Annotated in this window: 18 protein-coding genes; 8 read left to right on the forward strand and 10 right to left on the reverse strand. The window is 40.0% G+C overall.

The window, feature by feature from the left end:
• The first annotated feature begins 95 nt into the window (after window positions 1–95).
• The 3 genes from trxA to BLV99_RS00095 all read left to right on the forward strand — a co-directional run bounded on the left by trxA (window position 96) and on the right by BLV99_RS00095 (window position 2,702).
• Window positions 96–422: a thioredoxin gene (trxA, locus tag BLV99_RS00085; RefSeq protein WP_004649742.1), complete on the forward strand. Its 327-nt coding sequence runs from the start codon at window positions 96–98 to the stop codon at window positions 420–422.
• Between the two features lie 329 nt (window positions 423–751).
• Window positions 752–2,020: a transcription termination factor Rho gene (gene rho / locus BLV99_RS00090; protein WP_086164946.1), complete on the forward strand. Its 1,269-nt coding sequence runs from the start codon at window positions 752–754 to the stop codon at window positions 2,018–2,020.
• Window positions 2,021–2,432: 412 nt separating this feature from the next.
• On the forward strand, window positions 2,433–2,702 hold the full coding sequence (locus BLV99_RS00095; protein ID WP_086183729.1) for a hypothetical protein: 270 nt from the start codon (window positions 2,433–2,435) through the stop codon (window positions 2,700–2,702).
• A gap of 244 nt (window positions 2,703–2,946) precedes the next feature.
• On the opposite strand, the gene BLV99_RS00100 is transcribed toward BLV99_RS00095, so the two are convergent.
• From BLV99_RS00100 to pheS, 3 genes are all read right to left on the reverse strand, one after another.
• Window positions 2,947–3,243: an integration host factor subunit alpha gene (locus BLV99_RS00100; protein WP_004649746.1), complete on the reverse strand. Its 297-nt coding sequence runs from the start codon at window positions 3,241–3,243 to the stop codon at window positions 2,947–2,949.
• A complete protein-coding gene (gene pheT / locus BLV99_RS00105; protein WP_092686544.1) occupies window positions 3,240–5,621 on the reverse strand; it encodes a phenylalanine--tRNA ligase subunit beta in 2,382 nt (793 codons plus the stop codon). The genes BLV99_RS00100 and pheT overlap by 4 nt, the downstream gene beginning before the upstream one ends.
• A gap of 153 nt (window positions 5,622–5,774) precedes the next feature.
• Window positions 5,775–6,755 carry a phenylalanine--tRNA ligase subunit alpha gene (pheS, locus tag BLV99_RS00110; RefSeq protein ID WP_004649748.1) on the reverse strand — a complete coding sequence of 327 codons (981 nt, stop codon included), beginning with the start codon at window positions 6,753–6,755 and terminating at the stop codon, window positions 5,775–5,777.
• Window positions 6,756–6,911: 156 nt separating this feature from the next.
• Here pheS and BLV99_RS00115 point away from each other — a divergent pair, with 156 nt between their 5' ends.
• Complete coding sequence (locus tag BLV99_RS00115; protein WP_092686550.1) at window positions 6,912–7,955, forward strand: hypothetical protein; 1,044 nt, start codon at window positions 6,912–6,914, stop codon at window positions 7,953–7,955.
• Window positions 7,956–8,473: 518 nt separating this feature from the next.
• On the opposite strand, the gene BLV99_RS00120 is transcribed toward BLV99_RS00115, so the two are convergent.
• Complete coding sequence (locus BLV99_RS00120) at window positions 8,474–9,259, reverse strand: tRNA threonylcarbamoyladenosine dehydratase (protein WP_092686552.1); 786 nt, start codon at window positions 9,257–9,259, stop codon at window positions 8,474–8,476.
• Between the two features lie 161 nt (window positions 9,260–9,420).
• Complete coding sequence (gene orn, locus BLV99_RS00125) at window positions 9,421–9,972, reverse strand: oligoribonuclease (RefSeq protein ID WP_004649751.1); 552 nt, start codon at window positions 9,970–9,972, stop codon at window positions 9,421–9,423.
• A gap of 125 nt (window positions 9,973–10,097) precedes the next feature.
• Here orn and rsgA point away from each other — a divergent pair, with 125 nt between their 5' ends.
• The 4 genes from rsgA (at window position 10,098) to secB (ending at window position 12,439) form a co-directional block, all read left to right on the forward strand.
• Window positions 10,098–11,165 (forward strand): small ribosomal subunit biogenesis GTPase RsgA, encoded by a 1,068-nt coding sequence (gene rsgA, locus BLV99_RS00130; protein ID WP_092686554.1) that lies wholly within the window; start codon window positions 10,098–10,100, stop codon window positions 11,163–11,165.
• Between the two features lie 93 nt (window positions 11,166–11,258).
• On the forward strand, window positions 11,259–11,666 hold the full coding sequence (locus BLV99_RS00135; protein ID WP_004649754.1) for a rhodanese-like domain-containing protein: 408 nt from the start codon (window positions 11,259–11,261) through the stop codon (window positions 11,664–11,666).
• Window positions 11,667–11,686: 20 nt separating this feature from the next.
• The gene (grxC, locus tag BLV99_RS00140; protein ID WP_004649755.1) at window positions 11,687–11,941 is read left to right on the forward strand and encodes a glutaredoxin 3; all 255 of its coding nucleotides are present in this window, start codon (window positions 11,687–11,689) and stop codon (window positions 11,939–11,941) included.
• A gap of 42 nt (window positions 11,942–11,983) precedes the next feature.
• Window positions 11,984–12,439: a protein-export chaperone SecB gene (gene secB, locus BLV99_RS00145; RefSeq protein WP_004649756.1), complete on the forward strand. Its 456-nt coding sequence runs from the start codon at window positions 11,984–11,986 to the stop codon at window positions 12,437–12,439.
• Between the two features lie 147 nt (window positions 12,440–12,586).
• Here the strand turns inward: secB and BLV99_RS00150 are convergent, their stop codons facing one another.
• From BLV99_RS00150 to BLV99_RS00170, 5 genes are all read right to left on the reverse strand, one after another.
• On the reverse strand, window positions 12,587–13,393 hold the full coding sequence (locus tag BLV99_RS00150) for an enoyl-ACP reductase FabI (RefSeq protein WP_086183734.1): 807 nt from the start codon (window positions 13,391–13,393) through the stop codon (window positions 12,587–12,589).
• A gap of 164 nt (window positions 13,394–13,557) precedes the next feature.
• Window positions 13,558–14,292 carry a Bax inhibitor-1/YccA family protein gene (locus BLV99_RS00155; RefSeq protein ID WP_092686556.1) on the reverse strand — a complete coding sequence of 245 codons (735 nt, stop codon included), beginning with the start codon at window positions 14,290–14,292 and terminating at the stop codon, window positions 13,558–13,560.
• A gap of 205 nt (window positions 14,293–14,497) precedes the next feature.
• On the reverse strand, window positions 14,498–15,319 hold the full coding sequence (locus BLV99_RS00160) for a TatD family hydrolase (protein ID WP_092686563.1): 822 nt from the start codon (window positions 15,317–15,319) through the stop codon (window positions 14,498–14,500).
• A complete protein-coding gene (locus tag BLV99_RS00165) occupies window positions 15,319–16,311 on the reverse strand; it encodes an RsiV family protein (RefSeq protein WP_092686566.1) in 993 nt (330 codons plus the stop codon). The genes BLV99_RS00160 and BLV99_RS00165 overlap by 1 nt, the downstream gene beginning before the upstream one ends.
• A 67-nt stretch (window positions 16,312–16,378) precedes the next feature.
• Window positions 16,379–17,206 carry a hypothetical protein gene (locus BLV99_RS00170; protein WP_092686568.1) on the reverse strand — a complete coding sequence of 276 codons (828 nt, stop codon included), beginning with the start codon at window positions 17,204–17,206 and terminating at the stop codon, window positions 16,379–16,381.
• Window positions 17,207–17,446 lie beyond the last annotated feature (240 nt).

Below are 17,446 nucleotides of genomic sequence, written 5' to 3' on the forward strand. Positions count from 1 at the left end.
GTTTGAAAATTTACATATCGCACTACATAGTTAAACAAGGCTATGTAATACTTATCGTTATAAAACTCTCTTAAAATTTTATTTGGAGCATATCCATGTCTGGCAATATCGTAAACACAACTGATGCGAACTTCGAAGCTGACGTTTTACAATCTGACGTTCCTGTACTTGTTGATTTTTGGGCAGGCTGGTGTGCACCATGTAAAGCGATTGCTCCTGTATTAGAAGTACTTTCTACAGAATTCGAAGGCAAAGTAAAAATTGTTAAAGTTGACGTAACAGCTTGTGAAGCGACGGCAGTAAACTACAATATCCGTAACATTCCTGCACTCTTGATGTTTAAAAATGGTGAAGTTGTGGCACAACAAGTCGGTGCTGCACCAAAATCTAAATTAACTGCATTTATTGAAGAAAATATCTAATTCAAAACAATGTCATTTAATGCAATACGCTATCTTAGGGTAGCGTATTTTTTTCGTCTATAAATTGACAAAAAGCTTATTTACTCTTATATTACATGTTCAAGGAATAAAGGATTTTCCAATCCAGCGTTTTCTTACAAGACACAACACATAAGATCGCCGCTCGGCAACATATATTGTTTTTACACTTTTTTCTTCGAAACAATGAATCAGACCTCTGAATTGTTATTGTGCAAATACAATTACGTTATTTTTATTGCGTGCAAGCGGCTGAATGTTGCTCCCTTTTCCCATCTGTATTCCAGAATTTTGATTCTATCTGACCACCTATGAATTTAACTGAACTCAAGAAAAAACCGATTGGCGAACTCATCAAGATTGCTGAGTTTATGGGCCTAGAAGGAATGGCGCGTAACCGTAAACAAGACATCATTTTTGCCATTTTAAAGCGCCATGCAATGAATGGCGAAGAAATCTTTGGTGATGGTGTTCTCGAAATTCTATCTGATGGTTTTGGTTTCCTACGCTCTGCAGCAGGCTCTTATCTTGCTGGTCCTGACGATATTTATGTCAGCCCATCTCAAATTCGTCGCTTTAACTTACGTACTGGCGATACTATTACAGGAACAATTCGCCCACCGAAAGAAGGCGAACGTTATTTTGCTTTATTAAAAGTGAATCAAATTAACTACGACACACCAGAAAATTCACGTAACAAAATTTTATTCGAAAACTTAACGCCATTGTTCCCGACTGAACAATTGATTATGGAATTGGGTAACGGTACAACTGAAGATTTAACCGCACGTGTAGTTGACTTGGTTGCACCGATTGGTAAAGGCCAACGTTCAATTATTGTTGCTCCGCCAAAAGCGGGTAAAACCATGTTGTTACAAAACATCGCTCAATCGATTGTTCGTAACAACCCTGAAGTATTCCTGATTGTACTTTTAATTGACGAACGTCCTGAAGAAGTAACCGAAATGGAACGTACTGTTCGTGGTGAAGTGGTTGCATCAACATTTGATGAAGCACCTGCACGTCACGTCCAAGTGGCTGAAATGGTGATTGAAAAAGCAAAACGCTTGGTTGAACATCGTAAAGATGTCGTGATTTTACTGGACTCTATTACCCGTCTAGCACGTGCTTATAACACCGTTATTCCTTCTTCTGGTAAGGTTCTGACTGGTGGTTTAGATGCACATGCACTTGAACGTCCAAAACGCTTCTTTGGTGCGGCACGTAATATTGAAGAAGGTGGTTCACTGACCATTATCTCAACTGCTTTAATTGAAACGGGCAGTAAGATGGATGATGTGATTTACGAAGAATTCAAAGGTACGGGTAACCAAGAAATCACACTTGATCGCCGTATTTCTGAAAAACGCGTCTTCCCAGCGATGAATATCAAAAAGTCAGGTACTCGTCGTGAAGAACGCCTCATGAGTGAAGACAATCTACGTAAAGTATGGATTCTTCGTAAGCTTTTACATCCAATGGATGAATTGGCAGCAATGGAATTCTTATTGGATCGTATGAAAGAAACCAAAACCAATGATGATTTCTTTGATCAAATGAAACGTAAAGCAACCAGTTAATATGCAGTTATTTTGATAAAAAGGCTATCTCTAACGATAGCCTTTTTATTTGGTTGACTTTACTTACATAAAGATACAATTGACTTTTTTCTTTGTAAATTTTTATGCAAGTTTTTGATTATTAAAATAATCAGATAAAAAAAATGATATTTTTTAGCAGGTTATTGAGTGTTTATCCAATACAAACCCTGCAATTGATTGTTATTTTCTGTTAAAAAATTGCTCAATTTTCAGCTTTTTTTGCATTTTTTAGCTATCGCCTAGTAGTAATTAAAAATGCGCAGTGATAGCATATTTGCAGACCAGTTAGACTGCCTCTGCATTGTTACTACCTAAAAAATATTAGGAAGAATAAAAGCACTTAACAGGCTAACAAAGGTTATTTTTAATCTCATATTTAGAGAGTGATGCCATGTTATTCAAAAAAATCGCTATTGCTGCTGCAGTTGCTACTACTTTAGCTTTCGTTGGTTGTGCTAAAAAAACTGAAGAAGCTCCTGCTGCTGAAGCTGCTGCTTCTGAAGCTGTAGCTGCTGCTTCTGAAGCTGAAGCTGCTGCTTCTGCTGCTTCTGTTGCTGCTCCTGCTGCTGAAGCTGCTGCTTCTGTTGCTGCTGATGCTGCTTCTGTAGCTGTTGACGCTGCTGCTGATGCTGCTTCTACAGCTGCTTCTGCTGCTCACTAATCTTTAAGATTAGACAGTAAAAAAAGAGAGCCATTGGCTCTCTTTTTTTATCACGCTAAAAATATAATCTGAATAAAAACATCATTAGCATTTATGCTGCGTTCAAAACACTTTTGCAGCGATTCAACATCGCACTTCATAATGATCATTATTCAAAATAATTTTTTCATATTACTCATGTCACTACCGCTGTATTTTCTAGAAAAGTAACTGATCAATTAAAATTTAAGTATAAAAAAGCAGATCAATCGATCTGCTCATTTCCAACACGCTGTCTAAATTTCTGACCAGCACGGAAGGTTACCACACGGCGTGCAGAAATCGGAATTTCTTCACCCGTCTTCGGGTTTCGTCCTGGGCGTTGACGTTTATCACGCAACTCAAAGTTACCGAAACCTGAAAGTTTAACTTGCTCACCCGAGATTAGCGCTTGGCTAATTTCATCAAAGAATAGCTCGACCATTTGTTTTGCTTCACGACGGTTTAAACTCGTGAGCTCACTTAAATGATCAGCCATTTCTGCTTTTGTTAATGCTGTCATGAAGCCCTCAATGTCGCTTGGTAAGTGTTTTCCAACACTTGTAGGATATTGTCCATACCGGATTTGATTTCAGCATCTTCAAGTGTACGGGTTGGATGCTGCCAAAGAATTGCAAATGCTAATGAGCGTTTACCTGCTTCAACACCTTGTCCAGTGTACACATCGAACAACCAAGTTGAGTCTAAAAGCTCTCCACCCGTTTTTTCGATAAGTTGCTGAATTTCACTAACATTAATCTTATCACTAATTAAAAGCGCAATATCACGTCTAACCGATGGAAATCGTGATAATTCTGTAAAATTAGATACATAAGTTTGCAAAACAGCCTGTTGATCGATTTCTGCCACCCAAGTGACACCCAAATCTAGCTCATCTTCTAAAGATGGGTGTAAACGACCAAGGTAACCAACAGATTGCCCATTCACTAGAATTTCCGCAGATTGACCAGGATGTAACCATTCACGCTCTGAACGCACATATTCAACTTCGACGCGACCCGCTGCTAAAATTTCTTCAATCTCACCTTTGAGGTCAAAGAAATCCATCGGCTGTGCTTTACCATGCCAAGATTCAGCCGTTTTAGCACCAACAGCAATCAGTGCTAAAGTTGGGATTTGTTTTAAGTCATGGATGCTGGTTGCATCTTGATAATCGAAACGTAAACCCAGCTCAAAGAAACGCACACGGCTTTGCTGACGATTGATATTGTACTGTACACATGGAATCAGGCTAGACAACAAAGTCGAACGCATCGCAGCCAATTCACTTGAAATTGGGTTTGCCAACATCAATGGCTTCACATTCGGATTGAGTTGCTTTTCAAGCTTAGCATCGGCGAAGCTAAAACTGATTGCTTCTTGATAACCTAAAGTCACCAATGTTTGACGAAGCTGAGGCAGTTCAAACTGATCTTGATGTTTGGCTAATTTCACATCAATTACAGGTAGACTAATTTGAATGTTGTCATAACCGTGAATACGGGCAACTTCTTCAATCAGGTCTTGATAAATTGCCATATCATAGCGGTGTGATGGCGGAAGAACACTCCACTCACCTTGTGCTTGGAGCGTCACAATACAACCTAAACGTTGTAGTGCATCCGTAATAAAATCGCTCTCAACGGCATAACCCAACAATTGATCGACTTGTACTTGTTTAAGTTCAATCGCTTCACGGGTAGGTAAAAGTTCTGGTTTTTCTGCAAGCGTAATCGGACCGAATTCTCCACCCGCTAATGCTGCAATCAATTGTGATGCACGATTCATCGCAATGATTGGCAATTCAAAGTCGACACCACGTTCATAACGCTGTGATGCATCGGTATGCAGACCATAGCGACGAGCGCGACCTGCAATTGCAAGCGGTGCAAAGAATGCTGATTCTAGGAAAATTTCGGTGGTTTCATCCGTTACAGATGAAGACAAGCCCCCCATAATTCCCGCCATAGCCAAGGCTTTTTCGTCATCGGCAATGACCATCACATTTTCAGTCAATTCAACTTCTTGTTCATTGAGCAAAACAAGTTTTTCAGCAGCAGTTGCTTGACGAACATGGACAGCACCCTGAACTTTAGCAGCATCAAATGCATGTAAGGGTTGACCTAACTCAATCAGCACGTAATTGGTAATATCGACTAAAATACTGTGCTGACGCATACCTGAGCGAGCTAAGGCTTGTTCCATCCAAGCTGGCGTTGCTGCTTTGGTATTTACATTTTTAATCACACGCCCTAAATAGCGTGGGCAACCATCAGTATCAACGACAACTTTTTTCTCATCGCTAATTGTTGCAGCAACCGCTGTAATTGCAGGTTCGGTTACAGCCAACTGATTAATCACCGCAATTTCACGCGCAATACCACGAATACTGAAACAGTCGCCACGGTTTGGTGTGATGCTAATGTCAATCACGTGATCATCAAGATTGAGATATTCACGGATGTTAATACCCACAGGTGCATCGTTTGGTAGCTCTAACAGACCATCAATTTTATCTTCAAGGTCTATTTCAGATGCACCACACAGCATGCCTTGTGATTCAATACCACGAAGTTTGCCTTTTTTGATTTTGAAATCACCCGGTAAAACTGCACCGATGGTTGCAACAGGGGCTTTCATGCCAACACGCACGTTTGGCGCACCACAGACAATTTGTAAGGTTTCAGCTGTACCAATATTCACAGTCGTAACACGTAAACGGTCTGCATCTGGATGCTGTTCTACCGTTAAAACTTCACCCACCACCACACCTGTAAAAGGTTTCGCGGCTGGAATCATCTCATCAACTTCTAAACCAAGCATCGTGAGCTGGTCAGATAGCGTTTCGCTATCAACGGCAGGATTGACCCACGTGCGCAACCAATTTTCGCTAATTTTCATAAATTCAATTTCCTTAATCTCCCCCTAACCCCTCTTTATAAAAGAGGGGAAAACCACGTACTCTATTTTTGACTGTGGAAGTCCCCCTTTCTTAAAGGGGGATTTAGGGGGATTTCTATAAACCTTTAAATTGTTAAATTTGTATTTAAACCATTAAGCAAATTGGCGTAAGAAACGCACATCATTTTGGAAGAACATACGCAAATCATTCACACCGTAGCGAAGCATCGCAAAACGTTCCACCCCTAGACCAAAAGCAAAACCTTTGTATTTTTCAGGATCGATGCCTGCTGCTTGAAGTACATTCGGATGCACCATACCGCAACCTAAAACTTCTAACCAACGACCACGTTCATCCATAATATCCACTTCAGCGCTTGGCTCAGTAAATGGGAAATAAGATGGACGGAAACGTACCGTTAAATCTTTTTCAAAAAATTCATTTAACAGATTAATCAACAAGCCTTTAAGTTCTGCAAAGCTGGTGTTTTCAGCGATGTATAAACCTTCAATTTGATGAAACATTGGAGAATGGGTTTGGTCTGAGTCACAGCGGTATACACGGCCCGGACAGACAATACGAATAGGCGGTTGTTGCGTTTCCATAGTACGAATCTGCACACCCGAAGTATGGGTACGCAATAAATGATTCACATCAAAATAGAAGGTGTCATGCATCGCACGCGCAGGGTGATGCCCCGGAATATTCAATGCTTCAAAGTTGTGATAATCATCTTCAACTTCTGGACCAGTCGCAACAGTAAAACCCGCTTTGGTAAAGAATTGACAAATACGTTCCTGCACTTGCGTCACAGGATGGATACTTCCCACACTTTGACCACGACCCGGCAAGGTAATGTCAATTACTTCGCTAGCAAGTTTTTGTTCTAGTGCAGCTTTTTGTAGTTCCGCTTGGCGTGTCGTTAATGCACCCGTAATGGCTTCACGTACCGCGTGAATTTTCGCCCCAAAAACTTTACGTTCTTCAGGATCCATTTTACCCAGTGCCTTCGATTGTTCCGCGAGCTGGCTTTTCTTCCCTGTAAATTGCACTCGGGCTTGATCGAGTGTAGCAAGGTCTTGAGCTGCTGCAATCGCAGCGAGCGCTTCAGTGGTCAGGGCTTCCAGTGACATAGTAACTCTCAAAGCAACAATTTAAAAATATAATAAAACCCCATATTCTAACAGTTTTTGAACGTATTGATGAAGTTCCCAGTAGAGGAAAATTAGATTAGCATCCGGATTTATAAAAAGGATAAGATAAAGCCAATATTCATGAGATCAATAACAATGGCTCTCGATCAAATTTGGAAACAACAATTGACTTTAGTGACCTATGGTAATGAGTATCTGAAGCAAAATTTAAGCTTTAATCATTGGGTACAGCATGCCATTTTTAACCAGCATAACTTGCGTTTCCGTGATCTTTTGTCACAACACCTACTTGCGCAACATTTTCAAGTTTGGCTAGAAGCACTTAAAAAACTAGGCACACAGCGTATTAGCTTACACAGCTCAAGTCTTTTAAATGATGAAAAAAACCCAAATGCCAATGTAGAACTATTACAGATACCGCATATTATTATCAGTCATGAACAGCATAAAAAAACCGCATGGATTTTTGGCAAAGAATTAGCAGAATGGTATAACGCTGACCATGACTATGAAGTGCCTAAACCACAACAAGAACAATGCCGTCAGGAAATATTTTGGCGTTTTGAACTGAATCCAAAACTGGCAAAACGTGTAGATGCTGATTTACAGCAGCCGAATTGGGATGATATTCAGCTTTATACCGACAATGAATTATTTGACAATAAATTTGCTCAAGGCTTTACGGAACCAGCAAATCGAGATTTTCCTTATTACGGCATCAGTCCATCTGACCTAGAGCGTGTCGATAGCTTACCTGTCGCAGAAAGTAAATATCTCCCGTTACTGCCTACCGAGTATCAAGCGGATTATGCACATACAACCCTACATCGTTTAGAGGCATTATCAAGCTATATTCAGCACAAACTACAACCCCCCAATCATGCCGATGGCAGTGAGCTTAGCCCTGAAGAACAGCTCAATCTGCGCCATTTTTCCCAAAAATTAGATGATTTAACGACAAAGTTTATTGTTAAAGTGGCCAATCATTATCAGTCTGCAAAACTAACCCCAGTCGAAGTTGCCAATCCTTTAGATGGCGCTCATGCAGCACCCCACACAGCACAAAATTTAAAAACACATCCAGTGCATGCTTCGCAAAAAGTCGGTGCATCGGGGGTGATTAAACTGATTTTATTAACCATTGTCATTTGTATCTGTGCTTATTATTTTGGACTTTGATTTTTGATCAAGATTCTAAAATTGATGCTAGGTGTTTGGAAAACGCAAACTCAGCATACGCGCTGTAAGATGCTTTAAATTAAGATGCTTTAAATCAATCGCTAGACATCCACAAAAAAGCACTGCTTATTTGCAGTAATGCCAGTCAGTTAAGAAATTGACTGGCATTTTATTTTTTAAATTCATGATGTTATTTAATACGCGGAAACGTCATCCGCAACTGTTCGAGGCAAGATTACTTTGGAAAAGTACAGTTTCTGCGACTTATTAATCAATAAAAGGTATTTGGCGAGTTTTGCGGCATGACAAATGCCTTTGATTACTTTGGGCTTATCCAAAGTAATAGGTGAGCTCCAAGTATTTGATTTAAAAATATAAGACTCCGTCATGAATAACTAAGAACTTTATTTCTCAAATCCTTAACTGAATGGCATTACTGCTTATTTGCAGTGCTTTTTATGATGAGGACTGTGGTGTTGTGGTTTCTACATGCAAATCTCAACAGCCCTTAGGTTTTCTCACGACTTTGCCGATTTCATTTTAGCTTTTTTCGCGGCCAGTTTTTTTAACACTTCAGAGACTGCCACCATGGCAAAACTTGAAGTTACCACTACCGCTGAGCCGTAGCCGCCACAACGCAAGCCTGCACTTGGACAAACCTCTGCGCTTGAAAATGGATTATCAATCGAATACACGCAGGTAATGCCAAATTTTTCTTTAGTTTTTTTACAAATGCCTTTGGCGCGCAACTGACTGCGTAATTTTGCCAACATGGGATCTTGTTCGGTTTTAGACAAATCTGCCACCCGAATTTTCAGTGGATCAAGCTTGCCACCCGCGCCACCTGAAACAATCAAAGGAATTTTATTAAAGCGACAATGCAACATTAGCGCGAGTTTCGCTTTAACATCATCAATGCAATCGAGAACCACATCTGGCGTATTGGCTAAAAGTTCTTTAATATTTTCAGACGTTAAATAATCATCAACCACATTAATTTTAATACGTGGATTAATCGAATAGCAACGCTCAGCCATCACCTCAATTTTTTCACGCCCTAATGTTGAACTCATGGCGGGCAATTGGCGGTTAATATTGGATGCTGCAATCACATCCATATCAATCAGGGTCAGCTCAGCAATGCCTGTTCGCGCTAAGGCTTCAACCGCCCAAGAACCCACACCGCCAATTCCAATCACCATCACATGGCTCTGTTCATACTGACGAAAAGCATCATCTCCATAAATTTTTTCCACACCCGCAAAGCGGCGCTCATATTCATCATCTTGGGGAAGATCAGTCATTCGTCATCTATCTAACAGCTAAAAATACCAGCGCATTTTATCAAATTCTATGTTGTTCCGATAATGTATCTGTTCAAGAGAATAAATAGGATGTGATTCAAATAAAAATGGGCTGATCTTTCGCCCATAAAAAAAGAGGCTTAAGCCTCTTTCTATATCTATTAATTCATAATAAAAAAATATTCACGGTAATACTTTAATTCTGCAATCGAATCACGAATGTCATCCATGGCTAAATGTGAGGCATTCTTTTTTAAACCGCTCATAATTTCAGGACGCCAGCGTTTTGCCAACTCTTTTACTGATGATACGTCAAGATTACGGTAATGGAAAAACTGTTCCAATTCAGGCATTAAACGGTGCATAAAGCGGCGGTCTTGGCAAATTGAGTTGCCACACATTGGTGATACTTTAGGATTGATCCATTTTTTTAAGAATTCGATGGTCTGCTGTTCTGCATCTTGTGCAGTCAATTTACTACGACGCACACGTTCAATTAATCCAGACTGACCATGTTGACGCGTATTCCATTCATCCATCGCATTGAGGATCAAGGGTGACTGATGGATCGCCAGCACAGGGCCTTCCGCCAAAATATTGAGCTTGTCATCAGTCACAATGGTCGCAATCTCAATAATTTTATCGTTATCGGTATCTAGACCTGTCATTTCAAGGTCAATCCAAATGAGGCGGGTATCAGGAGTGCTGCTCATAAATGTGCAATCTTATTAGGCTTAAAAACGGCTATAGTAGCAAATTTATTGCAACTTGGCTGTAACTCATACCCCGCTTCATGCTATTTTTGCCTTCCTTAGTGCATGGTTTTTTTAGGATATGAATGGCTTTAATTCGTAAACGTCGTTTAACTGAACAGCAACAACGTCGCATTCAGAAACAACATAAAACACGTCAAGAAGAACTCGATACTTCAAATGACCTCGAAGGCTTAGTGGTACAGCACTATGGCCGTCAACTTGAAGTTCAAGCCCTATCAATGCCTGATGAGCATCCGATTAAACCTGAAGTCAAATCAGGTGAACCAGAGCCTTTTTGGAAGCCGATTGAAATCGGCAGTGTCTGGCGCTGTCATACACGTACCAATTTAGAAGCCTTGGTGACAGGTGACCGTGTTAAATGGCAAGCAGACCCCAATACTGGTTTGGGTATTATTACTGCCATTCACCCACGTCAATCACTCCTGACACGCCCAGACCGCTACCACAAAGTCAAACCTGTGGCAGCCAATGTCAGCTTAATTGTGGTTGTGTTTGCCTCCTTTCCAGAAGTTGCACCCAGTCTGATTGACCGCTATATCGTGGCCTGTGCCGATGCCCAAATCCCTGCACTTTTAGTGTTAAATAAAGCTGATTTAATTCAAGAAAATGATCCGATTTTAAAGCTGATGCAAGAGTATCAAGCCTTAGGTTATGAAGTCATGCAATGCCAGTCGACCGGTGATGCCTCTGCGGTCTCCACGTTAGCAAATCGCTTAGCTGGTGAAACTGTGGCCTTTGTCGGACAGTCTGGTGTTGGAAAAAGCTCCCTGATTAATGCCATCGTTCCCGATGCTGCACAAAAAACCAATATCATTTCGGAAAACTCAGCACTGGGTCAACACACCACAACCTCGACGCGTTTGATTGCTTTTGGTGAAGGTTCAGCACTGATTGACTCCCCCGGAATTCGTGAATTTGGTTTATGGCATTTAAACCCAGACAAAGTTCAACATGGTTTTCCTGAAATTGAAAACCTGCTGGGATATTGCCAATTTCGCAATTGTACCCATAAGCATGAAAAGCAATGTGCCTTGCGTCAAGCAGCGCAATCAGGTGAAATTTTGCAACGTCGTTTAGACAGTTATTTACGTTTAACTGATGAAATTGCCGAAGCACAGCAAAAAAATTAATTTTTCTTAACCCTTAGCCCTTGAAGCGGTGATTTTGATCGCCATATTTATGAGCTATACTCTACGCAATTTTAAATTGTAATTAGGTGACTTGTGGAACGTTGGTTGGCATTTATGGGGAATCACCCCTTCTTGTTTGGAACACTTGGGGTCTTGATTGTTTTGTTCTTCGTTTTAGAAGGACAACGCAATGGTCGTAAAATTTCAGCACAATCTTTGGGTATTTTAGTCAAAGCTAAAAATGCCATGCTGATTGATTTACGCGATGCGAAAGACTTCCGTGAAGGTCATATCAGTGGTAGCCGTAACATTCCGTATAGCCAAATTACAAGCCATATTGAAGAGTTAAAATCTGCGGATCGCCCACTCGTGTTTATTTGCAACCTAGGTCAAATCGCGGGGACAGCATTACAACAAGTCGGTCATGCCGATAGCTATCGTTTAGATGGCGGTATAAACAATTGGAAAGCCCAAGGCTTACCGCTTATTAAAAGCAAATAATTCACTTAAGGAGAATTTAAATGGCTGAAGTAATAATTTACTCCACCACAGTTTGCCCGTATTGTGTGCGTGCAAAACAACTTCTTGAGCGTAAAGGCGTGGCTTATAAAGAAATTAATTTGTCTAATGAAGCGCCTGAAGTCCGTATGGAATTGATGCAACGCACCAATCATCGTACTGTTCCACAAATTTTTATTAACGATCAGTTCATTGGCGGATTTGACCAACTTTATGCTTTAGAGCGTGAAGGCAAACTCAACGAACTATTGGTTTAAAACTTTAAATTAAATCACCTCTTCATAATTAAGGATTAAAGAATGAGTGAAGAACAACAAGCTCAACCGCAATTGGCATTAGAACGTATTTACACGAAAGATATTTCTTTTGAAGTCCCTGGGGCGCAAGTATTTACCAAAGAATGGCAGCCTGAATTGAATATCAATTTGTCTTCTTCAGCAGAAAAAATTGATGCAACGCATTATGAAGTGGCTTTACAGGTGGTTGTTCAAGCGAACAACGCGGGTGAAACTGCATTCATCGTCGATGTAACTCAATCGGGTATCTTCTTGGTCGATAGCGTTGAAGAAGAACGTCTTCCTTATATTCTTGGCGCATATTGCCCAAATATTTTGTTCCCATTCTTACGCGAAGCTGTAAATGATATGGTCACTAAAGGAAGCTTCCCACAATTGTTGCTTACCCCGATCAACTTCGATGCTGAATTCGAAGCAAATATGCAACGTGCTCAAGTTGCTGCTGAAGGTCAAGCGTAATTTAGCTTTGCTTTTGCATAAAAAAGACCGCATTTGCGGTCTTTTTTATTGGTTTTTAAGCCCCCCTCTTTATCAAAGAGGGGTTGGGGGAGATTACAGAATCCCTCCCAACCTCCCTTTAAAAAAGGGAGGAGCTTTTAGATGAATTTATTCACCATCCATCATCAAATCTGCGCTCATACCTACCGTATTAAAGCCAGCATCTACATACATAATTTCACCCGTAATACCACTTGCCCAAGGTGAGCAAAGGAATAATGCAGCATTGCCGACATCTTCAATGGTGACATTACGTTTAAGTGGTGCAACTTTTTCATTAAGATCTAACATTTTACGGAAAGATTTAATCCCTGAAGCTGCTAATGTACGAATTGGACCCGCTGAAATCGCGTTAACACGAATGCCTTCACTACCCAAGCTAGAAGCTAAATAGCGCACACCCGCTTCCAATGATGCTTTTGCCATACCCATCACGTTGTAATTTGGCATCACACGTTCAGAGCCTTGGTAAGTCAACGTCAGTAAGCAACCTTGGCGAACGGTTAATAATGGTTTTGCAGCACGTGCCATCGCAATAAAACTATATGCGCTAATATCATGCGCAACTTTAAAGCCTTCACGATCTGTAACATCAGTAAAGTCACCATCTAAAGTGTTTGCTGGAGCAAAACCAATAGAGTGAACCACGCCATCCAAACCATCCCAATGTTTTGCCAATTCAACAAAAGCTTGCTCAATCTCTGCATCAACAGCAACATCACAAGGGAAAACTAAAGTTGAACCAAATTGTGCAGCAAAATCATCCACACGTTTTTTTAATTTGTCATTTGGATACGTAAATGCGAGTTCTGCACCTTCACGGTGTAAAGCTTGAGCAATACCAAATGCAATGGATAATTTACTTGCAATACCCGCGATTAAAAAACGCTTACCCGCCAATAGTCCTTGTGCCATGTGAATCTCGCTTAAAATAATTTACAAGCATAATGCCAAGTCTGAAGCATTTGCGAAATTGCATAATGCGCCTTTTTTTAATATGTTCTGTAAAAATCATAAAAAATGCCCCTCGATTAAATCGAGGGGCATTAAGCTGACAATCAATTTAATTTTTAGCCTGATTAATCATCACCTTGCAATAAACCAAGTAAACGAAGGAAGGAATAATACATCCAAACCAAGGTCGCTAATAATGCAATACCACACAACCATTCCATCGCTTTCGGTGCATACTGTGCAGCGGATGATTCAATCAGGTCAAAATCTAGAATTAAACTTAAAGAAGCAATCACGGCAACAAATGCAGCAAAACCAATTCCGAGCCAATTACTTTCAAAAATGTAAGGAATGCTTGAACTAAAAGCTAGGCGCATCACCATTTGCACCACAAAAACAATGGCAATCGCAATAGATGCTGATAGCACGACCGCCTTAAATTTTTCTGTAGCACGAATAATTTGAAAGCGATACAAGGTAAACATGACTAAAGTGGTAATAAAAGTGGCGAGTAAAGCTTGCAATGGTACACCAGGAAATTTGACTTGGAAGACCACTGAAATCCCCCCTAAAAACGCTCCTTCAAACAAGGCATATGGGATGGCCAACACAGGGGCAGTATTCGGCTTAAATGTCGTGATCAAGGCCAATATCAAGCCACCAATTGCACCAACCATTGCCGCAGCATAGGCCAGTGATAAATTTAAAGTCATGAAGCTATAAAAAAATAGGGATAATCCGACGACAGCGGCAATCACGGTTAATAAAATCGATTTTTGCACCGCGCCTTGCACGGTCATGGTGTCGTTAAAATCACTGTAGGTTTCTACCCGCGTTAAAATGGGGTTATTACTTTGCATAATGGACTCATTCTTTTCATTTAAAGAAAATTTTAAATATATAAGTAGGGTTTGTTCTTTTTTATACTACTGCTCTATCGTGTAAAAGCCAAATCAGAACACTAAATCAAGACAAAATATGACCAAGTCAAATACCATATATTCATAGCAGACTCTAATATTAAATACGAATCTTTATGGATAAAAGGCTATTAAACAATATGTTTTAAAACTCAAGTTGTAAAACCTGAAGTGAGTTCCGCCATAACTGCGGTGCTAAGACATCGGGATCAAGATGCAATGTTTCAGCCAATCCAGTTAAAACATGCGGTAAATTGACTGGCGTATTTCGGGTACGATGTTCAGTGGAGCTTTGACAGCATAACGGCGTCATGTCGGGACAGTCCGTTTCGAGCACCAAATGTTCAGCACCAATCGCCCGCACCACGGCATGTAATTTTTTCGCATTCGGATTGGTAATTTGTCCCGTCACACCAATTTTAAAACCCAATTTAATAAAAGCTTTGGCTTCTTCTATTCCACCACTAAAAGCATGTGCTATTCCACCTAATTTAAATTGATGCTGTTTTAAAATCGCCAATGTTTCAGCATGTGATTTACGAATATGCAAAAGCACGGGCTTCTGAAACTGCTCAGCCAATTCAATTTGTGCCGAAAAAAAATCTTTTTGTTTTTGAAAAATAGTCGGCTGTTTGTGCTGTTTTAAAAAGGAGTCTAAACCGATTTCCCCAATCGCCACACATTGTTCTGTTTTTAAAATAGCTTCCAAATCGGCAAGATGGGACAGTTGATGCTGTTCAATATAAAAAGGATGTAAACCCGGAGCTAAATAACTTTTCGGTGCATGATCTAATCGATTTAAATCATGTTGGCTTTGTAGCAATGCTTGAAACCGTGATTGGACAAAACCAATCAAAATTAAGCGTTCGACCCCAACCGCTTTTGCTGCGCATGCCAATTGCTCCCGATCAGAATCAAAATCGGCAACATCAAAATGGGTATGGGTATCAAACAATGAATAAAGCATTAAGGTTTGGCTTTATTTACAGTGGCAGCACTGGCAGCCACGGTCTGATCTTTGACTTCAACCTGCGGCAAATATTCTTTTTTTAGAATCGTTTGCAACTGGTCATAAGGAATCATCAACCGTGGTAACCCTACAACATAGGGACCAATTTCATATTCACCATATTGCAAAATTAAGCCTTGTTTAGATAAATAAAAATTATCTGATAGGGTAAATTTCCACGCCTGTTCATATTCTTCAACGCTGTTGGCTAATTTGGATTCCAGCACCCACGTTTTAAAAACCTCATGGGCTTTTTTTTCTAACTGGGCTTTTTGATTGGGCGCTAAAATAGCATTAAGCTCAACGTGTTTTTTATTTTTTAAATCAAAATTATAATAGCGCTGTGCCGAAGAACCATGTGCCCCACCCAAATAACTACTGGAATTTAAAACCACAGTCGCCAAAGGTAAGTTGGCATTTAAAATTTTCGGTTTAATCATCAAACTAATTTGATGATTGGCACTTAAAGCCTTTAATTCCTTATCTAAAGCCAAAAATGTCACTAAATAAGGTGCAACTTGTTTTTCCAGCTTTTGCTTAGGGGTTTCAACGGTTGCCAATGTTTTTTGCGCAGTCGCTTGATCACTGACTTTGTTATGCTCGGGATCAGCAATACTTGTCGCCAGTTGATCGGCTTTAAGTAACTTCGGTGAAATATCTATCATTTGATTTAATTGTTTTAAGATTTGTTGATCTATAAATTCATCAATAAAAGCTTGGTTACTGGACAGACGTTCAATCGAAATTTCTGGGCAATTGTTACCATCACATTCTGGCAAAACCAAAGCTAACTTTTCAGAATCCCCTGCCAATTTTAAAATTTCAGGTTCTACAATCGCGGGTTTCTGTACTGGATCGTCTTTTGGCTCAGTTTGTTTCGGTTGGCAGGCACTCAATGCCATCATGGACGCAAGAATACTGATCGTAAATAGTGTTTTATTTTTTAACATGATTTTGACCTATAATTTTTATCTGATAAATTGACTGTCATGAGATGTCAGTATTGACTACGGATGACTAGAACATATTCTGATAAGCATCAACTTTCAATATCTGTTGCGTTTGTTGTTTATTGAAATAAATATCCAGTTGCGCACCATCTTTAGCAATTTCATGCGTCCGATAATGTAAACCAATACCTTCTTGATCAAAGAACCAATCTGCTTGCCCCCAGTAGAGTTTTTGAGGCGCGTGTTGTTTCACTTCGGTGCTTTGTGCTTTTAACCATTTTTGATACGCTTGCTGCACAATATTATTCATGTAAGCTTGTTGTTTGGGCTGAATTAAATCCAATAAAGCTACAGTTTGCTGCTTTTTACGATCTGCCACAAAGAAGTAATAACGCTCTTTAACATTAACCCCCTCTTGCTTGGTATCTACCCCTAACTGCATCAGTACATACTGATTCCGTTGATAAGCAATTCGGGTATACATCGACAATTCGTAGGCTTTATTCTTAGAAAATTCCGCTTGCCATGCATCCGATTTTTTCACATAAGCATTGATGGCTTGCTGCAAAGTCATATTTTGTTTCAGACCAATTTGATCTTGAATCACCTTGGCTTGGCTTTTGGCAATCCAATCATTAAGCCAAGCATCAGCGGTATGCACCGTTTGAATACTGAGATCAATACAATTCTTGGTTTCACAAAAAGGTAAGGCAATTTTTGCCTCTTGTTCTTGGATATTTAAATACGGTAGCACCTCTGCTTGCTCGGTTTTAAATATAGCAGCGGGTGACTTTTCCTGTGCCGATTCTTCTGTGGATTCTTTTTTTGAAGCATCACAGGCACTGAGTATCAGACCAATGGCAATCATGGATGCAGCCACTATTTTCCCGTTCATGCTCACAACTCTTTTTCTAAAATAATAATCTATATAAATGATGCTAAGGAGGCTGTTGACACTTCATCTATGTTTGCAACGACACATATTTTTTAGCTGACATAAGACATGAAGTAGGAAATTTAAAAATAGTCTCGCTATTCTTTGCATTTCATACCTTATCTGCTCAATTTTAGCCTACAGTGCAAACTATTTATGAAATGTCATCAGCCCCCTAATAAAACAGCCTCATAAAGAAGC

The sequence above is a fragment of the Acinetobacter kyonggiensis genome (genome assembly GCF_900107285.1).
GTDB classification, from domain to species: domain Bacteria; phylum Pseudomonadota; class Gammaproteobacteria; order Pseudomonadales; family Moraxellaceae; genus Acinetobacter; species Acinetobacter kyonggiensis.